Source organism: Rhodothermus marinus (genome assembly GCF_009936275.1).
Taxonomy (GTDB): domain Bacteria; phylum Bacteroidota; class Rhodothermia; order Rhodothermales; family Rhodothermaceae; genus Rhodothermus; species Rhodothermus marinus_A.
Genome location: NZ_AP019797.1, coordinates 236,637 through 257,308 on the forward strand (window position 1 = coordinate 236,637; position 20,672 = coordinate 257,308).

Here is a 20,672-nt window from a genome sequence, read left to right on the forward strand (position 1 = left end):
GGCCGACGCCTTTTTTGTGGATCCTGACCGTCGTCCGGGCGTGTCTATGGAAAATCAAGGCGAAGCCATGTATCTGCTGCCGGCGCTGGTTTTCGTCCCCGTACTGTTTTTCATGCTGGTCTGGGCCGTGGTGACGGCCGGACGCATTCTGTTTCCGGAGCGGTCGCTACCCTTCGATCGTGAGTTTTCGCTCCGGGGCTGGACGATGCGTCCCCGCCACCGGGCGCCGGTGCACGTGGCCGCCCCCCGTGCCACGACCATGCCACACGTTGCGCAGGCCGTCTATCACTTCGAAGAAGGCCACTCCGATGGCTTGCCCGAGGTCTGGGTGGACGATCTCTGGCTCCGGCGAAATTGACCGTTCTTTTCTGAACCTGATCGGACAAGCGCGGTAGAAGGCGGCGTTTGCAGAACCCGCCCGTCGTGCCATGAAAGTCATCGAGATTCTGGAGCAGGCGACCGGTCCGCTGATCTCCTACGAAATCATTCCGCCACGGCGAGGGGGCTCGCTGGATGAAGTGCTGGCCGTGGTGGAAGAGTTGATGCCGTTCGATCCGCCCTTCATTGATGTAACCAGCCACGCCGCCGAGGTCGAGTACGAACAGTTGCCCGACGGCACCCTGAAGCCCCGCGTCAAACGCAAGCGGCCGGGGACGATCGGCATCTGCGCCGCCATCAAAAGCCGCTTCGGCGTCGAGACCGTACCCCATCTGCTCTGCCGGGGCTTTACGCGCGAGGAGACCGAAGACGCGCTGATCGAGCTGCATTACCTGGGCATCCAGAACGTCATGGCGCTACGGGGCGACTCGCCCAACTATCAGAAGCCCATCCCCCCGGATCGAACGGTGAACGAATACGCCGTCGATCTGGTGCGGCAGATCGTCAACATGAACCGCGGCATCTACCTGGAACCGCTCGAAGACGCCGTGCCCACCGACTTCTGCATCGGGGTGGCCGGCTATCCGGAAAAGCACTTCGAGGCGCCCAACCTGATCTGGGACATCATGAACCTGAAGCGTAAGATCGAGGCGGGCGCCCACTACGTCACCACGCAGATGTTCTTCGACAACCGGCACTACTTCCGGTTTGTGGAGCGGTGCCGGGAAGTGGGCATTACCGTGCCGATCATTCCCGGATTGAAGATCCTGACCAGTAAACGCCACCTGCAGCTCCTCCCCAGCCGGTTTCACATTGAGATTCCGGAGGAACTGGTGGCCGAGGTGGAAGCGGCCAAACCGGAGCACGTTCCGGAAATCGGCATTGCCTGGGCGCGGCGACAGGCCGAAGAGTTGCTGGAGGCCGGTGTGCCCTGCATTCACTTCTACATCATGCTCCGCGCCGACTACGTGCGCGAGGTCGTGGCCTATTTGCGCAAAATAGCTTAGCGGAACTAACGCCAAAAGATCGGCACCCCCTGCGTTTTTCGCGCAAAGTAGTCGGAGTGGTTGCTTATGCGGACCTTTCTGTGTAGAATAGGTAAAGATTGACAGCCGACGGATCGACGGCTATCTTACGGATAGATAGCGTCTTGCGCCTGTAGTCCCCGGGCATCTCGGCCAGCGAGAGACGGGGAGGCCAAGCTTCCGACGGGAAATATGTACCAGTGTAGACAGCGGGAGGCCTCCCATGGCAGCACGTCGTGGCGTCGTCAAGTGGTTTGACGCAAAAAAGGGGTACGGCTTCATCATCCACCCGGAAGGAGGCGCCGATATTTTCGTGCACTACTCGCAGATCATCAGCGAGCGGCGCTTCAAGACGTTGCGAACCGGCCAGATCGTCGAGTTCGAGCTGCACGAAGGCCCCAAAGGGCTCCATGCCCGTAACGTGGTGCCGCTCGACGAAGCGCAGCGAAAGGCGGCCTCGGGCGAACGCGCTCCCCGGCAGCAACAATCCCATTCGCTGAGCCGCTCCTGAAAAGCGCCGGAGGCATTGTTTTTCGTTCGTCGTGCGGCTATCTTGCAGCAGTCAGGGGCTGCAAGATAGCGGAAGACCATGGCGTTTACCTTTTCCGACGAAGACATTCAGCGCATTGCTGCGGCGCTGGGCGTGGCGCCGCAGATCGAAGGCTCCAGCGTGCGGTTTTCGCTGTTCGATCCGGAAAGCGGACGTCGCCTGACGCTCGAAATCCAGCGTGCGCTGCAGTTGCCCCCGGCGCTGCAGGAGGTCATGCCACCGAATCTGGTTTCGGTCTACACGCCCAGCTCGTTTCTGCAACTGCAGGGCTGCACGGGGTACCTGGCCAGCCAGGAGCTGGGCGAGGTGATCTTTTTCGGACGCCAGCAGGGATTTGTCAGCGGGCTGGTGGTCGAGCGCGAGGTGGGCTGCTCGCTTTATGCCAACGTCCATGAGCGGCTGCTTTCGGCCGACTTCATGCAACTGCCGCCCGAAATGGTCATGAGCAGCGTGGCGCTCTCGATGAGCGAAACGCTCTTCAACGATCTGGACGAGTCGTCACAATGAAAGCTCCGGAGACGGAGGCGCTGGAGATCGTCCAGGCACACCCCTCTCGTCGATTGTCCAACGCGCTGCTCCGGCGTCTGGTGCAGGCCGTGCTTGCGGGCGAAAAGGCCCGTTTGCGCTATTTGAGTCTGGTGCTGGCCGATCACGCCACCGTGCGCGAGCTCAACCGCACCTATCTGGGCCACGACTACGACACGGACGTGCTCTCCTTTCCGCTTTCCGAAGAACCCGGCGTGGTGGAAGGAGAAATCTACGTCGATCTGGACACGGCGGCCGAGCGCCACGCCGAGTTCGGTGCCACCTTCACACAGGAAGCCTGTCGCTACGTGGTGCACGGCCTGCTGCACCTGCTCGGCTACGACGATGCCACGCCCGAAGCCCGGGCGCACATGCACCGGCTCGAAGACCGTTACCTGCAGGCCGCCGGGCTGCTGTAGGCGCTACTGTTCTTCGCTGGTGTCGCCGCGCAGGAATTGCTGCATTTCCTGACGCAGCTGGTCCGGCGTTTTGCGGAAGCTGTCGTCGCCCAGCACGTCCGCCAGCCGGTTGCTGAAGGCCGCCGCCGCTTCATAGTCGCCGGCCATCATGTAGGTGAAGCGGATGATCTGCACGAACTGGGCGGCCATGTCGGCCTCGCGCTGGGAACGAGCCGTGCGCAGCGTGAAGAGTACGAGCGGTTCGGCCTTCTTCCAGATGGCCACGGCCTTCTCGGGCGCGCCCACCTGCTGGTAGGCCTGGGCCAGGAAGTAGTAGGAGCGCAGGTCGGCCGGGATCGTCTCCAGCGGCACGCGCACCATGATCGTGTCGAGCAGCGCCTCGCCTTCGTCGGCCAGTCCCTGCTGGGCCAGTTGCGTGGCGATGTGGGCGTAAATGCTCCGGTAGTTATCCACCATGCGGCGGATGTTTTCGTCGAAGTAAACATCCGGGTTGTCCAGGTTGGTGAACCGGAAGTGCCGGAGCCGCTCCAGCGTGATCGAAGGCACAACGCGCCCGAGCGTCACGTTGTGGCGAATGGGCACCACGCGGTAAGCCTGACCTTCGAGCTGGAAGAAGTTCTGCAGGTCGAGCTGGCCGTCGGGACTGACCGTGACGGCAAAGTAGATGGGACGCTCCCAGTCGCGCTCGGCGTTGGTGCGGAGCATGTCGAGCACGGCGATGTCGGCCGCATAGAGCAGGTGCAGATCGCGCGTGTAGGGCCGGCCCTCCAGACGCCAGCGCATCGGGCGCATGACCCGGCCGCTGTCTTCCGGGGCAATGCCCAGGCGTTCGTAGTCGGTGGCCGGATTGAGCCGGACCGGCAATTCGATCTCGCGTGGCTCCCAGGCCACCACGCTGAGGCGGTCGATCTGGGCATCGCTCAGCGAGATGGGCAGCGGCGCCGACTTGCGGGCCCACTGGTGCTTGAGCTGCTTGATGTACCAAGAGGTGTTCAGCAGCGACAGGTTGGCCACGCGCACGTCCTGACGCACGCCTTCGACTTCCTGCAGGTACCAGAGCGGATAGGTGTCGTTGTCGCCGTTGGTGAAAACGATGGCGTTGTCGTCCAGGCTCATCAGCAGATTCCATGCGTAGTCGCGGGCCACGTAGCGGCCGCTCCGGTCGTGGTCGTCGTAGTTCTGCAGCAGCATGTGCAGCGGCACGGCGGCAAAGATCACCACGGCCGCACCCCAGAGCAACGGTCGCCGCAGCGTCTCTTTGAGCCGGTCTCGCAGGATTTCCAGCAATCCGGCCGCGCCGATACCCACCCACAGGCTGAAGGCGAAGAAGCTCCCGACGTAGGAGTAGTCGCGCTCGCGCGGTTGCAGCGGCGTCTGGTTCAGGTAGAGAATGATCCCCACGCCGGTGACCAGAAACAGTACGAGCACGCTGAAAGCCCGCCGCCAGTCGTGGTTGAAGTGGAACGCCATGCCCAGCAGGCCCAGCAACAGCGGCAGCGCGTAGTAAACGTTGCGGGAGGCGCGCTCGCTGGGCGTCTGGAAGAAGTAGAGATCTTTTTCGCCGGGCAGAAAGCCCGTGATGGCCGGGGCGTCCTGCACGTCGCTGGCCTTTCCGACAAAGTTCCACAGGAAGTAGCGGATGTACATGTGGCCGAGCTGGTAGCGCAGGAAGAAGTCCAGGTCCGAGTCGTACTGCGCGTAGACGCGCAGGTGGCTCGGGTCCGGCGACCAGCGACGCGGAAAGAGCACCTGACGCGACTGGTCGATCTGGCCCGTCTGGTTGTTGTAGGTGGCGCCGCGCAGCAGGGGCGTCTCGCCGTACTGCTCGCGCTTCAGGTACGAGACGAAGGCATGCGGCGTCTCCGGATCGTTCAGGTCGATGGGGGGATCGACGCTGCTCCGGATGATGATGAGCGCGTAGCTCGAATAGCCCAGCAGGATCATCGCCAGGCAGAGCATGGCCAGGTTGGCCGCGGGCTTCCGCCGGCGATGGGTGTAGTAGACGCCACCTACGACCAGCGCCAGCACCACCAGGCCGAACAGCAGCGGATCGCCACTTTTACCCGCCCAGTCGGGCAATTCCTGAATGATGCCGGGATAGATGATCAAAAAGATGATCGAAGAGACCACCAGCGCCCCGAAGATGCGCAGCCAGCGTTGCGTGGAGGTCCATTCCGGCCGCTCGAACTCCGTGAAAAAGACCAGCAGCGCCACAAAGAACAGGGCCAGCAGGCTGAGCAGGTGCACCCCGATGGCCAGCCCGAACAGGTAGGCGATGAGCACCAAGTAGCGGTTGGCCGAAAGGGCCGAGAGCGTACCGCCGCGCCGCAGCGTGGCCACTTCGGCGGCCGCCTGCTCGCTCCACCGCAACCCCAGCCATACCACCAGCGCGGTGAAGAGCATGGACATGGCGTACACCTCGGCCTCGACGGCATTGAACCAGAACGAATCGGTCACGGCGAACGTGCAGGCGCCCACCACGCCGCCGGCCAGCGCGATGAAGTCGTCTGTCCACGTGCGCTGGTCGGCCGGCGGTTGCCAGTAGCGGATCAGGCGCACGATGATCAGGAAGGTCAGCAGGACGGTGACCACACTCGAAAGCGCCGAGACCCAGTTGACGGCCAGGGCCACCAGCTCGCGCGACGGCGCCAGCATCGAGAAAAGCCGGGCCACCAGCATGTAGAAGGGCGCGCCCGGCGGATGCATTACCTCCAGGCCAAAGACGCTGGCAATGAACTCGCCGGAATCCCAGAACGAAACGGTCGGGGCGATGGTCAGGCCGTAGAGAACCAGCGCGTACAGAAAAACCGCAGCGGCTACGAAACGCTCAATCAGGGTGCGACGCATCGGGGCAGGGGTTGGTCTTTTCCCGAAAAAACGCCTTTCTAACGCCGCCCTGCAGGGCGGGTTGCCGTCAGGGCGTCGTTGTTGTCCTGCCGGTGGTCGGCTGCAGCGCTTTGCCCTCGACCGAAAGCGTGCGTCCCTGCAGTTCCACGGCCACGTTGAAGAACAGCTCCACGAGCCAGCAGCTCGAAGCCACGTGGTCGGTCACTTCGGGCACGTGGTAGAGCGACGTTCCGTCGGCCAGTGCGACATAAGGGATGAGCTGGTCGGCCAGATGGCGATCGACGGTGGCACCACTGCGCAGGTCTTCGAGCAGCATGCGGGCCACGTTGTCGGCGATGGCCTCCGAAGGGCGGCCGGGTGCGCCGGCCTGATCGGCGCCCAGCAGCGCGCCGGTGTCGGTCTCGACAAAAACGGCCAGCGCGGCGCCCGGCTGGTAGGCGCTCGTGTCGTCGATCGTCTCGATGTGTGGCTGGGGCAAACCGGCTTCAAGCAGGCGCTGGCGGCAGCGGTCGGCCATGCGCCGGGCCACGCGGCGTTGCTTCAGGTGGGAAGCCAGCGCTACGCCGAAGACGCGTACAGGGCGCCCCTGCTGCTCCAGCCGGAGCGGACGCAGGGGCGCCCGGAGCGGCGTCACCTCCAGCAGCAGCTCGCCGCCGCCCCGGGGCACGTAGCCCGGCCGTAGCATCTCCAGTCGGGCTTCCAGTCCCATGCGGTGCAGCAGGGGCAGCAACGCATGGCGCAGGTGGAAGTAGGTCGGGGCAAAGTCCTGAAACAGCCCGCCGCGGATGAGCGCCCGGCTCGGACCGTCGGCGAAGGCCAGCACGGGCAGCACGGTCTGCACCAGCAGCGTGGCGGAGCCGGCCGTGCCGATGTCCCACTGGTACGTGCCTCCGCGCGGACGACGTCGGGGCACGAACGTCAGCCGTCGGCTTCCGACCTCGGCGCCTTCCAGGCGGGCGTCGACCAGCTCGGCCACGGCCTCGACGGCTTTCAGGTGCTGGGGACGCAGGCCCGGCGGCTGGCGGCGGGCCCGCACATTGTAGAGATGGAGCGGACGGCCTACCAGCGCCGCCAGTGCCACGGCCTGGCGCACGAGCGTGCCGCTTCCGGAGTGCCGGCTTCCGTCGAGACGCAGCGGTGCAGGGGTGCTCATGAGGCGGCCTCCGAGGTGTAGGACGAAACGACCATGGCCTGGTCGCGCGGCCAGTCGGGATCAGGCCGGTAGCCGGTCCCGGCTACCACGAGCACCAGCTCGCCCCGGACGCGCGGTTGCGCCGCATAGTACGCGTGGAGCGTGCGCAGCGTGCCCCGCGCGAATTCCTCGAACGTCTTGGTCAGCTCGCGGGCCACGACGGCCGGACGTTCGTCGCCCAGCGCACGGGCCAGGTCGTCCAGCGTGCGCAGCAGCCGGTGGGGCGATTCGTACAGCACGATCGTGCGTGGCTCGGCGGCCAGCTCGGCCAGACGTTTCTGGCGTCCTTTTTTGACTGGCAGAAAGCCCTCGAACACGAACCGATCGGTGGGCAGTCCGCTGACGGCCAGCGCCGGCACGAAGGCCGTCGGGCCCGGCAGTGCCACGACCGGAATGCGCCGCCGCAGGCATGCGCGCACCAGGTAAAAGCCGGGATCGCTGATGCCGGGCGTGCCGGCATCGGTGATCAGCGCCACACGTGCTCCGGCCTCCATGCGGGCCACCAGCTCGGCCGCTTTGCGGGCTTCGTTGTGGGCATGGTAGCTCGTGGTGGGCGTCGTGATGCCGTAGTGCCGGAGCAGCTTGGCCGAGGTGCGCGTGTCCTCGCAGGCGATCAGATCCACCTCGCGCAGGATGCGCAGCGCCCGCAGCGTCAGGTCTTCCAGGTTACCGATAGGCGTAGGAACGAGATAGAGCATGGCGCAGCGTCTTCAGTTTTCGGCCCAGCCAGGTCAGCGGGCGCGTCACGCGCAGGTCGAACGAAACGTACACGAACAGCGCTACCCCGAGCAACCCCATCACCAGATTGGGCAACCACATGCCGATCCAGGGGGCCAGGTAGCCCCGGTCGGCCAGCTTTTCGCCCTGCACGAGCGTGATCCAGTAGAACAGAAAAATGCCCAGCGCCAGTCCGCCGGCCAGCCCCAGACCGCCCCGGCGCACGCTCAGCCCCAGCGGCATGCCGATGAGCACAAAGATCAGGCAGGCGACGGCAATGGAAAACTTCTTGTGGATCTCGACGCGGTAGCGGTCGGCCCGGCGTTCGGTCCACTGGATCGAGCGCTGCAGGTCTTCGATTTCGGTCTGAAGCCGTCGGGTCTGCTGCAGGGCCAGCTCGTAGAGCCTGGCCTGCTGGCTTTCCGAAAGACCCCGAAGGGCCGGTCGCGTGGCCTGACGGGCGGAGTCGGCTGCAGCCCGTTGTAAAGGCGGCGGTTCAGGTGCAGGCGCAGCGCTCACCGTGTCGCCCAGCACACGCAGCAGAAGCCGACGAATGCGGGTCCGGTTGCGTTGCACCTCCGCCGCCATCGAATCGACCAGCGCCAGCATCTGCGGGGTAGGCGTCGTGCGGTCGGTGCGGTAGCCTTCTTCCTGGCTCCGGGTAAACACGAAGTCCGACAGGTCCAGCCGCAGCCGGTAGCGGCCAAACGCCAGCCGCTCGTACCGCTCCTGGCCTTCGAGGCGGCGCAGCCGGTGAAATTCGCCGTCTTCCAGAATCAGGTCGATGAAGCGTCCGCCTGCAATGGGCTGCAGCAGACCCTGTTGTGCCTTCAGCACGACATGCTCGCCGCTGTTGCGGTAGTCGTAGATCGTGACGTCCCGAAGCGAGTCGGTTTCGGGATCGCGGTGCTGCACGAGAATGCTGTAGCCTTCGATGCCGTCGTAGAAGACGCCGGGCTGCAGCTGAAAGCCGGGCTTTTTGCGCTGGATGTCGATCCAGAGGTTGCGGGCGCGGTGATTGGCTTCGGGCAGGATCAGGTTGTTGAAATACATCATGCCGCCGGTCAGCAACAGCCCCACGATGAGCAGCGGCCAGGTCAGCTGCGGCAGCGAGATGCCCGCACTTTTGATCACCTGATAGGCGTTCGATTCGGCCAGCCGCCCGAACGTCATGATCATGGCGATCAGCGTGGCCATGGGCACGGCCAGCACCACCATGTAGGCCAGGTTGTAGCTGATCAGCTCCAGGATGACGCCCAGCGGCAGGCCTTTGCCGACCAGATCGGGCAGGTACTTGATGAGAAACTGCATGACGAGCAGAAACATCAGCGTGCCGAACCAGCCCAGGAACGGGCCGGGCAGCATGCCGAGCGTCATGCGGTGGAGCCGCTTCATGGCAGGCCGTTCAGGCGCGGCGCAGCGTGATCAGCGTGATTTCGGGGCGGATGCCCAGCCGGAGCGGTGGTCCGACGGTACCCACGCCCCGGTTGACGTACAGGTACTGACGGCCCCGGCGGGATGGTGCGGGTTCCTCGTAGAGGCCGGCCCAGCGCTGGTAGACGAGCCGGGCCAGTCCCCAGCGCAGCGGACCCAGCTCGACGCCAATCTGGCCGCCGTGCGTGTGCCCGCAGAGCATCAGGTCGATGTCGGGGTAAGAAGGCCGCACTTCCAGGTCCCAGAACGTCGGATCGTGCGCCAGCAGCAATCGGAATTCTTCGCCGTTCGGGTCGGCCTCCAGCCCCTGCAGTGCCCGGGGCAGGTCGGCAAAACGCTGGCGGAAGCCCGTGTTGTCGGTACCGATCAGGTGCAGGCGGGCTCCGTCGATCTGGAACGTATGGTGGGCATTGATGAGCAGCCGCAGCGGGGTCTGCTCGTGCAGTCGTCGCACCACGTCGGGCGTGTGGGCGTAATGGTCATGGTTGCCCAGGCAGCCCCAGACGCCCAGCTCGGCCTTCAGCTTCCGGAGCGCTGGCAGGATGATGGGCAGTTCGTCGGCGTCGTGGTTGACGTAGTCGCCGGTGATCACGACCAGGTCGGGCTTGAGCGCCAGCAGCAGCTCGACGGCCTCGTGGGCCGGCCGCTCGTCGAAAAACGAACCGGCGTGCAGGTCCGAAATCTGACCGATGGTCAGCCCGTCGAGCGCTCGGGGCAGGTCGGGGATGGGCAGCGTCACCCGATGGACGGTAAAGTCGTACAGCGTGCGCAGCACGCCGTGACCGACGGCCAGGAACGGCAGGGCGGCGGCCGACCAGCCCAGCTTCTGCAGAAATTCGGCGCGACTCATGCGGCGGGCAGAGTTCGTTGAGGGGGTGGAGGGGGCCGGTGGGGCCGGGCGCAGGCGCGCCATCAGGCGGGAAGCCAGCCGCACGCCGTCTTTCAGCAGCAGCACCAGGGCGATGGGCACCTTGGGCACGTAGTAAAAGGCCCAGAGGCCAAAAAACAGCGCGCGGGCCAGCTTGGGCTCCACCTCCCACCAGCGAAACAGCAGAAAGTAGCCCGGCAGCGCCAGCGGCATCGTCCACAGCAGCACCCGGTAGATGGCAAGCGTCCAGCGCAGCGCCGGTCGGGGTCGGGCAAAACGACGCCAGTTCACGTACACGTATCCGTCGATGGCCAGCGTCAGCAGCACGAGCCCGACCGAAAACAGCGCAAACCGCCCCATACGTACGACGTCGTTTCCCTCCGGTCGATGGCCTAAGCAGCACGGAAACGCCCCGGAGATGTTCCGCTTCGTGTCGGACGCTGCGTGAAAAACCGGTCAGCCGCTTTCAAAAACGCCGTCGGCGTGATAAGTTTGCCCGAAACGCGACAATCCGGCGCCATGAAAATTCATCGCTTCACGTTCAATCCGTTTCAGACGAACTGTTATATCTGTCACGACGGTGACGAGGCCGTGCTGGTCGATCCGTCCTGCCACACGCGCGCCGAGCAGCAGGCCGTGGTCGATTACCTGGAGCGCAACGGATTGCGCTTGCGCCATCTGCTGCTGACGCACGGCCACATCGATCACATCTTTGGCTGTCGGTTTTTCAGCGAGTATGCGGGGAAAGGCTTCTGGATGCACCGGGCCGATGTGCCGTTTCTGGAGCAGGCCGAAGCACAGGGGCAGTTCTTTGGCGTGCCGGTCGAGGCGCCTCCGCCGCCGGAAGGCTTTCTGGACGAAGGCGACACGATCACGTTCGGCCAGACCACCTGGACGGTGCTGCACACGCCGGGCCATTCGCCGGGCTCCATCAGCTTCTACGATGAAAAACACAAACTGGTGATCGTGGGCGACGTGCTCTTTCAGGGATCGATCGGACGCACCGACCTGCCCGGCGGCAGCCTGCCCGTGCTCATGCAGTCGATCTTTCAGAAGCTGGTCCCGCTGGGCGACGACACGCGCGTCTATCCGGGGCACGGACCCGAGACCACCATCGGCCGGGAGCGGCGGCACAATCCGTTTCTGACCGGGGCTTTTCCTCTGTGAAAAAAGGCGGCGGCGCGTGCTTTTCGTTCAGGGGTGGCCCATAACGGCCCGGAGGTAGAAAGCCACCGAGGCCGGACGGCTTCGCTCGAGCACGATCTGCGTGGAGCACCATACCAGTTCGCCCATGGTCAGGCAGCGCTCGAAGCGGGCGTCGCCGTAGTGCTCGGCCAGTTGCACACCCAGGCGGCGGACGTTCTCCTCGGGTGCGATCAGGTCTTCCTGCATCACCTCCATGAGCGCCTGGAAGCGCCCGTGCGAGACGCGCATCCGGTTGGCGATCAGCGCCCGCTCTTCCTTCTGGTACTGGATGATCGTCTCCTCGGGCAGGTACTCGGCCACCAGTTCCACGAAAGGCGCATTCTGCGGGAAGCATTCGGGCAGATAGACCTCCTTGCGCCAGTGGTGGCTCTGCTGGTCAAAGTCGATCGGCCGGATCCGGTAGTGCCACTTTTCGAGATCGGGCGTGCCGTCGATGACGAAGTTGCCCGCGTGCATGTCGCCCAGCAGCCGCACGAAGCAGCGCTCGTTGAATTTGACGAACTCTTTGGCCAGCCGCACCTGGTCGAATCGGTTCGTCGGCATGTGGTCTTTCAGGAAGTCGTCGCCGGGAATGCCGATGATGTGCTCTTCGATGATCGTGTCGCCCCAGATGAAATAGTTGATGCGGTTGGGCGAGAGAATGTGCTCCAGCTCGAGGCCGTAGATGCGGTTGGCATCGACGCGCTTGACGTAAAAGTAGTCGAAGTTGTCGTTGAGGGCGTTGACGATACGCACGCGGAACGGCGAGGTGTTGCCGTAGAGGCACAGATCGATGCGGTCGATGTAGAGGTGGTCGGCGATAGAGAAGTCGCCGTCGGCCTTCAGGAGCGCGTAGGTGAGCCGCAGGCGGTCGTGGATTTCTTTCTGCTCCAGCTCCGGGTAGAAGACCGTGGACCAGAGCGTGTCGCGGCCCTGTTCGTCGTAGAACGGGATGGCGTTGTTGTAGCGAAGCAGGTCGTCGTAGCGGATGCCGCCGTCGTAGATGCGGCCGTAGCGCTCCAGATAGGTGCGCAGGTAGTCGCTGATCGGGTAGGCCGGCTTTTTACGGCTGATCAGATGCGCCATGATCGTCAGACCATGCGGGGTGCGGCCTGGGCCAGCACCTGCTCGTAGTAGGCTTCGTAGCGGGGAACGATGCGCTCCGTGTCGAAATGTTCCACGGCGCGGCGGCGGGCGGCCCGGCTCATGCGCGCCCAGAGTTCGTCGTCGGTGAGAATGCGACGGGTGCGTTCGGTGAAAGCGTCCAGGTCGCCCAGCGGGCACAGGAAACCGGTCTCGCCGTCGACGATCAGCTCGGGCAGGCCGCCGATGTTGCTGGCCACAACGGGCACACCGCAGGCCATCGCTTCGAGCGCGGCCAGGCCGAACGTCTCGGAGCCGCTGGGCATCAGGAAGACGTCCGCAATGGAAAGAATCTCTTCGACCGGATCTTGCTTACCCAGAAAGCGCACGTCGTCGTAGACGCCCAGCTCACGGGCCAGGTGCTCGGTCGGGACGCGGTCGGGTCCGTCGCCCACCAGCAGCAGCTTGACGGCCAGCCCTTCCTGCCGGAGCCGGTGGAAGACGCGTACCACTTCCGGCACGCGCTTGACCGGCCGGAAGTTGGACACGTGCACGATCACCTTTTCGCCGTCAGGACACAGGGCCTGTTTGAAGTGCAGCTTGTTCAGCCGGCGAAAGCGCCGCGTGTTGACGAAGTTGGGAATGACCTCGATGGGACGGGTGATCTCGAAGTGCGTGAGCGTTTCGCGCCGCAGGTAGTCGGAAACGGCCGTGACGCCGTCCGATTCGTTGATCGAATAGGTGACCACCGGGTTGAACGATGGGTCCTGCCCCACGATCGTGATGTCGGTGCCGTGCAGCGTGGTGATGACCGGCACATAGAGGCCCTGTTTTTCCAGAATCTGACGGGCCAGCACGGCGCTGGTGGCGTGCGGAATCGCATAGTGGACGTGCAGCAGGTCCAGCTTTTCGTACTTGACCACGTCCACCATCTTGCTGGTCAGCGCCAGATCGTAGGGCGGATATTCGAAAAGCGGGTAGGTGTTGACGTTGACTTCGTGAAAATAGATGCGCTCGGTGATGTGCGAGAGCCGAAACGGCATGGAGTATGCGATAAAATGGATCTCGTGGCCGCGGGCGGCCAGGGCTTTGCCCAGCTCGGTGGCCACCACGCCGCTGCCTCCGTAGACCGGGTAGCAGGAAATTCCGATGCGCATGGGGATGGCGGGTGGTATTTTCTCAAGGCGGCGTGTTAGCATGAACCCGATGCCGGAGTTCAGGTTGCACCGCAGACGTAACCATTCACCAAACCGGAACAGAAAGGCTTATGGTCAGACAGACGGTTGCTTCGCGTTTCTTTTCGTATGGGTTGCTTTTGGTGCTGCTTGCGTTACCGACCACCGCGCAGGCGCAACTGGGCGTTTCGCTGGGGCTCAACTTCAACCAGCTCAGCGACATCAAAACCGGTGATACCCGGGCCACGTTCGACAACAGCCAGGGCTGGCACGTGGCCGTCTGGTTCGATCTGCCGCTGGGACCGGTGGCCATTCGCCCCGGATTGCGTTATATGGACGCCGGGTCTCTGTACCGGGGATTCCGGGAAGATCTTTCTGATCCATCAGTTCAGGAAGGCTTCGACGTGTCCCTGCTGGAGATTCCCATCGATGTGCGTTACCGGATGACGCTGCCGTTTCTTACGCCGTACGTGATGGCCGGTCCGGTGCTGCGTTTTCCGTCTGGTGACGAGGGCATCAAGGATAATCTGAAAGAATTCAGCCTGGCCGGTAGTCTGGGCGTGGGGGTGGAGGTGAGCCTGCTGGGACTGCGGCTCTATCCTGAATTGCAATATACTTTCGGCATCACAGAGTTTACCAAAGGATTTGAAGTGGCCGGGGTCGAGATCAATCCCGACGCCCGCCAGCACCTGAACGTGGTGATGCTGCGCGTGGGGGTAGCGCTTTAAGCCCGTGAGCGATCTGCGACAAGAAGGCCGCTCCAACATCGGAGCGGCCTGCTGCTTTTCAGCGGGGGGCCAGTATGACCACTATGGGAAAATGGTCGGTGACGGTGCGCGGGTCGTAGGCCTGCACATAGTGTACCTCGCGCAGGCGGGCACGAAGCCGGGGCGAAAGCAGCACGTGGTCGATGGCGGCCAGCTCTGGCCATTCCACCTGCCAGTCCTCGTCGGCGTCGTAGAAGACGGTGAAACGATCGTGCTGGGGCACTTCGGCCATCACGTTGTAAAGGTCGTCGTCGGGTCCCGGTCCGGCCGCTTTGACCAGCGCCAGCGTGCGGGTGATCGGCCGGTGGCCGTTCAGGTCAGGGATTGCGTCGTCGTAGTCGTTGAAGTCGCCGAGCACAGCCACGGCGCGTCCGGCGGCCAGTTCGCGTTCGACCAGTCGGCGGATGACCTCGGCCTGGGCTTCGCGGCGGGGCTTGCGACGCGAGTCGTCTGGCTGCGCCAGAAAGTGCACGCCGATGATCGTAGCGGGCAGATCGCCCAGGTAGAGACGTACCCAGATGTTTTTGCTTACGCCGTAGGTGTCGTCGGTCCCTTCTACCGGCACGCGCTCCTCGGTGCGGCCGATCTTTTCGACCGGAAGGCGGGACAGCACGGCCACATCCTGGCCGGTGAACGTATCGTGTCCCTGCACGAAATGGACCTCATAGTTCAGATCGGGCAGGTCCTCGGTCACCATGCGCCGGAGCACCTCTTCGTTTTCCACCTCCTGGAGGACGACAAGGTCCGCGTCGATCATGCGCAGTACCTGTGCAATGCGTGCGCGATGGCGACGGGCCGCTTCGGGATTGCCCTTGTGCGGAAAATCGGCCTGGCCTTCGTCGCCGTAGCCGTCGAACAGGAAGAACGTGTTGAGCGTCGCGATCCGGATGCCCTCGGCCCGATACTCGGGGGGCGGTTCGGGCACGAAAAGTCCTTCGCGCGGATATTCGACGATTTCCGGTTCCGGCTCGGTCTGCCGACAGGCAGGAACCAGCAGGAAGATGGTCAGCAAAAGGGGCGTCAGACGGCGCAGCATGGGACGTTCGGAATGTCTGCTCTCGGAACAAAAAAGGCCCGCGTCTCTGTAGCGCGGGCCTTCAAGTTACGGAAAGCGTGGCGATGTGTCAGGAGATATCTTCGTAAAACCGGAAGCGCTGTGCGTCCACCCGGTAGCGCATGGGTTGTACGGGATGGACACCTTCGGCCCAGACGGGCAGCAGGCGGCCGGTCATAGACTGCTCGCTGTAAAAATGGCGCGTGCGGATGGAAAACGGCCGATGCGTTGTATCCGCAAAGCGTACGTAGTAGGCGATGCTGAGCGCCTGCTGCCAGCCGGGCGCCCTGGAATGGGGCGTCAGGCGCATGTAATACTGCCGGCGCGGGTTGTAGGGAATGAAGGCACTGAACTGGAACGGATCGAGCACCACGTCCCGGTAGGTGGCCTTGCCGCGGAACCGCGTCTCGACGCGGTTCCGGACCACCCAGGCCACCAGTTCCATCTCCTCGGGACGCTTCGTCTCGGAGTAGATGACCCGTGCCAGCCAGAGTGTCTCTGAGTCGATTGCTTCAGGCGGCACCGGCGGCAGCCGACGCGCACCCAGCCGAACCAGGTGCGCCCGTACCGTCTGTAGCGAGTCCAGTTCTATGTACACCTGCGCTGTATCCTCAACCCTGGGGGAGGTGTCACCCAACAACCGATCCGTATGTAACGCCAGAACGCCGGTCATCAGCAGGAGCAGCGCCAGCAGCAATAAACCTGCTGTTCGCCTGCTTCTCATAGTCGTACCGGGTTGGTTCATAAAACAAACCGAGTCGTCAACAGCCAGACAGCCTGCGGCTGTGATGAACCTGCCTGTTGACGACCCGGCAGCCCTTGGCGGCACTAATGACGCAGTGCGTCGGTAGTTTCGCTAAATGCCAAGTATTGGTGAGCATGTGGCGAAAATCTGATGAATGCACGCCAATACTTTGGTCAAAACCTGTGCCGACACGCGGGCTTGTCTTTGAAGGGCAATGTTCCGTATGCTATACAGACAGATCCATCAAATGGAATAAAACAATGCGGGCATTGCTACTGGGAGGCTGGCTGCTGATTGTTGTGAACGCACAGGCGCAACCGCTGGGACCGTTCGAAGCCCATGGCGATGTCGGCGAAGTAAAGCGACCGGGAACGGTCGCCTATGACCCTGAGGAGCAGGTTTTTGTGGTGGCCGGCTCGGGTGCCAACATGTGGGGCGATCGGGATGCATTCCACTTTCTCTGGCGGCGCATGACGGGCCGCTTCATGCTGCAGGCGCGCGGCCACTTCCTCGGGGAAGGGGTGGATCCGCACCGCAAGATGGGCTGGATCATCCGGGCCGGACTGGGGCCGGACGATCCCTACGTGGACATTGCCATTCACGGCGACGGACTGGCTGCGGTGCAGTTCCGCCGCGTCCGCGGTGGTCCCACCGAAGAGATTCGCTTTGCCGTGAAGGGACCGGACGTTTTTCAGCTGGAACGCGACGGGGATCGCTACGTCGCCTCGGTCGCCCGTTTTGGCGAACCGTTCGTTCAGCAGGAACTGAGTGGCTTGGCGCTGGGCGATACCGTCTATGCCGGTTTGTTCGTCTGTGCGCACAACGATACGGTACTGGAGCGGGCCCTGTTCGATAACGTCCGACTGATCGTGCCGGCCCCTGAAGACTTCGTGCCCTACCAGGACTACATCGGCAGCCTGCTGGAAGTGCTGGACGTGGAGACCGGCCGCCGCAAGGTGCTCTACACCAGTGAGGCGTCCATCCAGGCGCCCAACTGGACGCCGGACGGACGCGCCCTCATTTACAACCAGGACGGTCTGCTCTACCGGTTCGATCTGGCCACACGAAGGCCTTCGGTGATTCCGACCGGCTTTGCCACCCAGAACAACAACGACCACGTGCTTTCACCGGACGGTCGCTGGCTGGGACTGAGTCATCATGCCCCGGAGTACGGTGGGCGTTCCATCATCTACGTGGTGCCGATCGAAGGCGGCACGCCCCGTCAGGTAACGCCCACCGGTCCGTCGTACCTGCATGGCTGGTCTCCGGACGGCCGCTATCTGGTCTACACGGCCGAACGCGACGGTGACTACGACATCTACCGCATCCCGGTAGAAGGTGGCGAGGAGGTACGGCTGACGGACACACCCGGGCTGGACGACGGGCCGGAGTACTCGCCGGATGGCCGGTATATCTACTTCAACTCGGTGCGGAGCGGCACCATGCAGATCTGGCGTATGCGGCCGGACGGGACCGAGCCCGAACAGTTTACGGATGACGCGTTCAACAACTGGTTTCCACATGTTTCTCCGGACGGCCGCTGGGTGCTGTTTCTCTCGTACCTGCCGGACGTCGATCCGAGCGATCATCCATTCTACCGGCCGGTGTACCTGCGCATGATGCCGGCAGCGGGCGGTTCCCCGCGCGTCGTGGCTTATCTCTACGGTGGGCAGGGTACGCTGAACGTGAACAGCTGGGCGCCGGACAGCCGCCATGCCGCCTTTGTAAGCAACAGCGACAGGTTGCGGCCCTGAAAAGGGACGGCCTCTGGCGTTCGGGACATTTCCTTTGTACTTTTAGGAAACCCAGGCAATGGCCGGACCCATGTTGCTGCACCCCGGGCTGCAGCGCCCCCTGCGCATCGTTGCCGACGAGAACATCCCCTTTGCACGTGAAGCTTTCAGGGGGTTCGGGGTCGTGCGGCCGTTGCCCGCTGATCAGATCACGCCGGCTACAGTGCGCAATTGCGACGTGCTGCTGGTGCGTAGCGTGACCCGCGTCGATGCGGCCCTGCTGGAAGGCAGTCGTGTGCAGTTCGTGGGCTCGGCCACCAGCGGGATCGATCACGTCGATCTGGCCTATCTGCAGAAGCGGGGTATTGCGTTTGCCCATGCGCCCGGTGCCAATGCAGATGCCGTCGTCGAGTACGTGCTGGCGGCGCTGCTGGAGCTGGCCGTGCGTCGAAACGTGTCGCTGCGGGGGCGGGTGGTCGGCATCGTCGGCTGTGGCCACATCGGGGGACGGCTGGCCCGACGGCTACCCACGCTGGGTCTGGAAGTGCTCTGCTGCGATCCGCCGCTGGCCGAACAGACCGGACGCACCGACTTCGTGCCGCTCGAGACCATCCTGGCCGAAGCCGACATTGTAACGCTGCACGTGCCGCTGACGCGCACCGGCCCGCATGCCACCTATCACCTGATCGACGCGGCGGCACTGGCCCGCCTGCGTCCTTCGGCCTGGCTGCTGAACACGTCGCGCGGGGCCGTCGTGGACGGAAGGGCTCTGCTGGAAGCCCGGAAACAGGGGCGTCCGGAGGCGGTCGTGCTGGACGTCTGGGAAGGCGAACCGGCGCCCGATCCGGAACTGGTCGCCCATGTGGACATCGCCACGCCACACATCGCCGGGCACTCTTACGACGGCAAGGTGCGGGCCACGCTCATGCTGGCCGAAGCGCTGGCCCGGCATCTGAACCTGCCGCTGCGGGCGGACGACAGCGAGCTGCTCCAGCCTCAGCCCGGCGATCGGCTGGACCTGATCCCGCCCGATTATCGGCTGCCTGAAACGCAATGGCTCGCCGAGCTGGTGCGCCAGATGTACGACATTGCCGCCGACGATGCCCGCTTTCGAATCGTCATGCAGAACGGCACGCCGGAGCGACGGGCCGAGCGCTTTCTGGAACTGCGCCGCACCTATCCCCGTCGCCGGAGCTTTTCGGTGCACCGGATCGACCGCGCCTTCGTCCCGGATTCGCTGCAGGAAGCTGTGGCGGTCGGGCTGGGCGTGCAGCTGGTCGCGGCGGAAACAATGGCTCAGTAGCCGTAGGAGCGCAGCAGTCGGTCGCGGTTGCGCCAGTCCTCGCGCACCTTGACGTGCAGTTGCAGGTAAACCGGCCGCCCCAGAAACGCCTCGATCTCCTGACGGGCCGCCGTACCCAGCCGCTTGAGCGCCTGACCGCCTTTGCCGATCAGAATGGCCTTCTGCGTGGGGCGCTCGACGATGATCTCCGCATCGATGAAATCCTTGCCTTCCGGCCGCTCTTTGTAGTCCACGATGTTGACCTGCGCGGCATAGGGAATCTCTTCGCGGAACTGCTCGAAGATTTTTTCCCGGATAATCTCGGCCACGAAGAAGCGCTCGGGATGCTCGCTGAGCTGGTCTTTAGGATAAAACGGCGGACCCGGCGGCAGGCGATGGATGATCTCCTTGAGCAACACATCCAGGTTGTAGCCGGTCAGCGCTGAAATGGGCACCACCGCCTCGAAAGGATACTGCTTCATGTAGGCGTCCACGAGCGGCAGCACCTGCTCCTGGTTACGCACCAGGTCCATTTTGTTGAGGGCCAGAATGGCCGGACGATTTCCCAGATGGCTCAGGCTGATCGTATCGGGCGTCTTCTGCGTGGCCTCGGCCATGAACAGGACGAGATCGGCGTCGGCCACCGCCCGATCGACGGTGCGGAGCATGTGCTCGTGCAGTTTATAGCGGGCCTTCTTGAGCACGCCGGGCGTGTCCAGGAAGACGATCTGGTAGGTGTCGCCCGAGAGGATGCCCAGAATGCGATGGCGGGTCGTCTGCGGCTTGGGGGTGACGATCGACAGCTTGTGGCCCAGCAGGGCGTTCATCAGCGTGCTTTTGCCCACGTTGGGCTTACCCACGATGGCGACGTAGCCGCTCCGATGTTCGGGCGGGAGCTGCGAGGGATCGATCAGCAGCGAGGGTTGTGATGGCGTTTTTTCCGGTTCCATGGCGTATGAATCAGTAACCCTTCACGAGCCGACGCATTTCGCGCACGGCGGTTTCCAGCCCCACCAGTACGGCCCGGGCGATGATGGCAAAGCCGATCGACACTTCGTGGACGTGGGGGACGGTTTCGCGAAAGAGCGGATAGTTGTGGTAGTCGAGGCCGTGTCCGGCGTGGACCTGCAGGCCCAGCTCGTGCGCCACACGGGCAGCGGCGGCCAGCTTTTCGGCTTCGGCGCGGCGGGCCGCTTCGGTGGGCGCGTTGGCGAAGTCGCCCGTATGCAGCTCGATGGCATTGGCGCCCACTTCGCGGGCTGCCTCGATCTGGCGCGGATCCGGATCGACGAACAGCGCTACTTCCTCGATGCCGGCGTCGAACAGACGGGGAATGACCTCCTGCAGTCGGGCCCGATTGGCGAGCACGTCCAGCCCCCCTTCGGTGGTGATCTCTTCCCGGCGCTCGGGCACCAGCGTGGCCAGGTGCGGCCGCACCTGACAGCAGATGGACACGATCTCTTCGTTGGTGGACAGCTCGAAGTCCAGTTTGCCCTGGACGACTTCCTTCAGGCGGAAGACGTCGCGGTCGGTGATGTGCCGCCGGTCTTCCCGCAGGTGAAAGACGATTCCGTCGGCGCCGGCCAGCTCGCATAGCACGGCCGCCTGCACCGGATCGGGAAACGTCTCGCGCCGGGCATTGCGCAGCGTGGCTACGTGGTCGATGTTGACAAGCAGACGGGTCACGGCAATC

General features: G+C 63.9%; 20 protein-coding genes. 9 read left to right on the forward strand and 11 right to left on the reverse strand.

All coding sequences use genetic code 11. From position 1 onward, the window contains the following. Positions 1-67 precede the first annotated feature (67 nt). The 5 genes from GYH26_RS01140 to ybeY all read left to right on the forward strand — a co-directional run bounded on the left by GYH26_RS01140 (position 68) and on the right by ybeY (position 2,897). Positions 68-358, forward strand: coding sequence for a hypothetical protein (locus GYH26_RS01140; protein ID WP_242006523.1), 291 nt, complete (start codon positions 68-70; stop codon positions 356-358). A 70-nt stretch (positions 359-428) separates the two neighbouring features. After that, a complete protein-coding gene (gene metF / locus GYH26_RS01145) occupies positions 429-1,385 on the forward strand; it encodes a methylenetetrahydrofolate reductase [NAD(P)H] (RefSeq protein ID WP_161540141.1) in 957 nt (318 codons plus the stop codon). A gap of 241 nt (positions 1,386-1,626) precedes the next feature. After that, positions 1,627-1,914, forward strand: a complete 288-nt coding sequence (locus tag GYH26_RS01150) for a cold-shock protein (protein ID WP_014065936.1) — start codon at positions 1,627-1,629, stop codon at positions 1,912-1,914. A gap of 78 nt (positions 1,915-1,992) precedes the next feature. Then, positions 1,993-2,460: a hypothetical protein gene (locus GYH26_RS01155; protein WP_014065937.1), complete on the forward strand. Its 468-nt coding sequence runs from the start codon at positions 1,993-1,995 to the stop codon at positions 2,458-2,460. Next, on the forward strand, positions 2,457-2,897 hold the full coding sequence (gene ybeY, locus GYH26_RS01160; RefSeq protein ID WP_014065938.1) for an rRNA maturation RNase YbeY: 441 nt from the start codon (positions 2,457-2,459) through the stop codon (positions 2,895-2,897). The genes GYH26_RS01155 and ybeY overlap by 4 nt, the downstream gene beginning before the upstream one ends. Before the next feature lie 3 nt (positions 2,898-2,900). Here ybeY and GYH26_RS01165 read toward each other — a convergent pair whose 3' ends face one another. From GYH26_RS01165 to GYH26_RS01185, 5 genes are all read right to left on the reverse strand, one after another. Then, the gene (locus tag GYH26_RS01165) at positions 2,901-5,744 is read right to left on the reverse strand and encodes a glycosyltransferase family 117 protein (RefSeq protein ID WP_161540142.1); all 2,844 of its coding nucleotides are present in this window, start codon (positions 5,742-5,744) and stop codon (positions 2,901-2,903) included. A gap of 67 nt (positions 5,745-5,811) precedes the next feature. Continuing rightward, positions 5,812-6,897, reverse strand: a complete 1,086-nt coding sequence (gene rtcA, locus GYH26_RS01170) for an RNA 3'-terminal phosphate cyclase (RefSeq protein ID WP_161540143.1) — start codon at positions 6,895-6,897, stop codon at positions 5,812-5,814. Next, a complete protein-coding gene (gene rsmI / locus GYH26_RS01175; RefSeq protein WP_161540144.1) occupies positions 6,894-7,634 on the reverse strand; it encodes a 16S rRNA (cytidine(1402)-2'-O)-methyltransferase in 741 nt (246 codons plus the stop codon). The genes rtcA and rsmI overlap by 4 nt, the downstream gene beginning before the upstream one ends. Further along, on the reverse strand, positions 7,603-9,048 hold the full coding sequence (locus GYH26_RS01180; RefSeq protein ID WP_161540145.1) for an LptF/LptG family permease: 1,446 nt from the start codon (positions 9,046-9,048) through the stop codon (positions 7,603-7,605). Before GYH26_RS01180 ends, rsmI begins: the two co-directional genes overlap by 32 nt. Positions 9,049-9,058: 10 nt before the next feature. Continuing rightward, positions 9,059-10,315: a metallophosphoesterase gene (locus GYH26_RS01185; RefSeq protein WP_161540146.1), complete on the reverse strand. Its 1,257-nt coding sequence runs from the start codon at positions 10,313-10,315 to the stop codon at positions 9,059-9,061. A gap of 159 nt (positions 10,316-10,474) precedes the next feature. On the opposite strand from GYH26_RS01185, the gene GYH26_RS01190 reads away from it, so the two are divergent. After that, positions 10,475-11,122 (forward strand): MBL fold metallo-hydrolase, encoded by a 648-nt coding sequence (locus GYH26_RS01190; RefSeq protein ID WP_161540147.1) that lies wholly within the window; start codon positions 10,475-10,477, stop codon positions 11,120-11,122. 27 nt (positions 11,123-11,149) lie between these two features. Here GYH26_RS01190 and GYH26_RS01195 read toward each other — a convergent pair whose 3' ends face one another. Then, a complete protein-coding gene (locus GYH26_RS01195; RefSeq protein WP_161540148.1) occupies positions 11,150-12,226 on the reverse strand; it encodes a hypothetical protein in 1,077 nt (358 codons plus the stop codon). A 5-nt stretch (positions 12,227-12,231) separates the two neighbouring features. Continuing rightward, positions 12,232-13,380 carry an N-acetyl-alpha-D-glucosaminyl L-malate synthase BshA gene (gene bshA / locus GYH26_RS01200; RefSeq protein WP_161540149.1) on the reverse strand — a complete coding sequence of 383 codons (1,149 nt, stop codon included), beginning with the start codon at positions 13,378-13,380 and terminating at the stop codon, positions 12,232-12,234. A 110-nt stretch (positions 13,381-13,490) separates the two neighbouring features. Between bshA and GYH26_RS01205 the strand changes: the two genes are divergently transcribed. Continuing rightward, the gene (locus GYH26_RS01205; protein WP_161540150.1) at positions 13,491-14,126 is read left to right on the forward strand and encodes a porin family protein; all 636 of its coding nucleotides are present in this window, start codon (positions 13,491-13,493) and stop codon (positions 14,124-14,126) included. 58 nt (positions 14,127-14,184) lie between these two features. On the opposite strand, the gene GYH26_RS01210 is transcribed toward GYH26_RS01205, so the two are convergent. Both GYH26_RS01210 and GYH26_RS01215 read right to left on the reverse strand, forming a co-directional pair. Further along, entirely contained in the window at positions 14,185-15,201 is a 1,017-nt protein-coding gene (locus GYH26_RS01210) for an endonuclease/exonuclease/phosphatase family protein (protein ID WP_161540151.1), read from the reverse strand. Between the two features lie 88 nt (positions 15,202-15,289). Beyond that, the gene (locus tag GYH26_RS01215) at positions 15,290-15,943 is read right to left on the reverse strand and encodes a cell wall hydrolase (RefSeq protein WP_174238062.1); all 654 of its coding nucleotides are present in this window, start codon (positions 15,941-15,943) and stop codon (positions 15,290-15,292) included. A gap of 281 nt (positions 15,944-16,224) precedes the next feature. Between GYH26_RS01215 and GYH26_RS01220 the strand changes: the two genes are divergently transcribed. Both GYH26_RS01220 and GYH26_RS01225 read left to right on the forward strand, forming a co-directional pair. Beyond that, positions 16,225-17,718 carry a TolB family protein gene (locus GYH26_RS01220; RefSeq protein WP_161540152.1) on the forward strand — a complete coding sequence of 498 codons (1,494 nt, stop codon included), beginning with the start codon at positions 16,225-16,227 and terminating at the stop codon, positions 17,716-17,718. A gap of 70 nt (positions 17,719-17,788) precedes the next feature. Beyond that, positions 17,789-19,000, forward strand: coding sequence for a 4-phosphoerythronate dehydrogenase (locus GYH26_RS01225; protein WP_242006525.1), 1,212 nt, complete (start codon positions 17,789-17,791; stop codon positions 18,998-19,000). On the opposite strand, the gene era is transcribed toward GYH26_RS01225, so the two are convergent. Continuing rightward, positions 18,994-19,929 carry a GTPase Era gene (gene era, locus GYH26_RS01230; protein ID WP_161540154.1) on the reverse strand — a complete coding sequence of 312 codons (936 nt, stop codon included), beginning with the start codon at positions 19,927-19,929 and terminating at the stop codon, positions 18,994-18,996. The two genes, GYH26_RS01225 and era, sit on opposite strands and share 7 nt — an antisense overlap. 10 nt (positions 19,930-19,939) lie before the next feature. Beyond that, entirely contained in the window at positions 19,940-20,665 is a 726-nt protein-coding gene (locus tag GYH26_RS01235) for a pyridoxine 5'-phosphate synthase (protein ID WP_197738539.1), read from the reverse strand. Between the last annotated feature and the right edge of the window lie 7 nt (positions 20,666-20,672).

Bases quoted from the DNA above. Each gene is read 5' to 3' on its own strand.
- GYH26_RS01140 (WP_242006523.1), top strand. From the start codon at position 68: ATGTATCTGCTGCCGGCGCTGGTTTTCGTCCCCGTACTGTTTTTCATG.
- metF (WP_161540141.1), top strand. From the start codon at position 429: ATGAAAGTCATCGAGATTCTGGAGCAGGCGACCGGTCCGCTGATCTCC.
- GYH26_RS01150 (WP_014065936.1), top strand. From the start codon at position 1,627: ATGGCAGCACGTCGTGGCGTCGTCAAGTGGTTTGACGCAAAAAAGGGG.
- GYH26_RS01155 (WP_014065937.1), top strand. From the start codon at position 1,993: ATGGCGTTTACCTTTTCCGACGAAGACATTCAGCGCATTGCTGCGGCG.
- ybeY (WP_014065938.1), top strand. From the start codon at position 2,457: ATGAAAGCTCCGGAGACGGAGGCGCTGGAGATCGTCCAGGCACACCCC.
- GYH26_RS01165 (WP_161540142.1), bottom strand. From the start codon at position 5,744: ATGCGTCGCACCCTGATTGAGCGTTTCGTAGCCGCTGCGGTTTTTCTG.
- rtcA (WP_161540143.1), bottom strand. From the start codon at position 6,897: ATGAGCACCCCTGCACCGCTGCGTCTCGACGGAAGCCGGCACTCCGGA.
- rsmI (WP_161540144.1), bottom strand. From the start codon at position 7,634: ATGCTCTATCTCGTTCCTACGCCTATCGGTAACCTGGAAGACCTGACG.
- GYH26_RS01180 (WP_161540145.1), bottom strand. From the start codon at position 9,048: ATGAAGCGGCTCCACCGCATGACGCTCGGCATGCTGCCCGGCCCGTTC.
- GYH26_RS01185 (WP_161540146.1), bottom strand. From the start codon at position 10,315: ATGGGGCGGTTTGCGCTGTTTTCGGTCGGGCTCGTGCTGCTGACGCTG.
- GYH26_RS01190 (WP_161540147.1), top strand. From the start codon at position 10,475: ATGAAAATTCATCGCTTCACGTTCAATCCGTTTCAGACGAACTGTTAT.
- GYH26_RS01195 (WP_161540148.1), bottom strand. From the start codon at position 12,226: ATGGCGCATCTGATCAGCCGTAAAAAGCCGGCCTACCCGATCAGCGAC.
- bshA (WP_161540149.1), bottom strand. From the start codon at position 13,380: ATGCGCATCGGAATTTCCTGCTACCCGGTCTACGGAGGCAGCGGCGTG.
- GYH26_RS01205 (WP_161540150.1), top strand. From the start codon at position 13,491: ATGGTCAGACAGACGGTTGCTTCGCGTTTCTTTTCGTATGGGTTGCTT.
- GYH26_RS01210 (WP_161540151.1), bottom strand. From the start codon at position 15,201: ATGCTGCGCCGTCTGACGCCCCTTTTGCTGACCATCTTCCTGCTGGTT.
- GYH26_RS01215 (WP_174238062.1), bottom strand. From the start codon at position 15,943: ATGAGAAGCAGGCGAACAGCAGGTTTATTGCTGCTGGCGCTGCTCCTG.
- GYH26_RS01220 (WP_161540152.1), top strand. From the start codon at position 16,225: ATGCGGGCATTGCTACTGGGAGGCTGGCTGCTGATTGTTGTGAACGCA.
- GYH26_RS01225 (WP_242006525.1), top strand. From the start codon at position 17,789: ATGTTGCTGCACCCCGGGCTGCAGCGCCCCCTGCGCATCGTTGCCGAC.
- era (WP_161540154.1), bottom strand. From the start codon at position 19,929: ATGGAACCGGAAAAAACGCCATCACAACCCTCGCTGCTGATCGATCCC.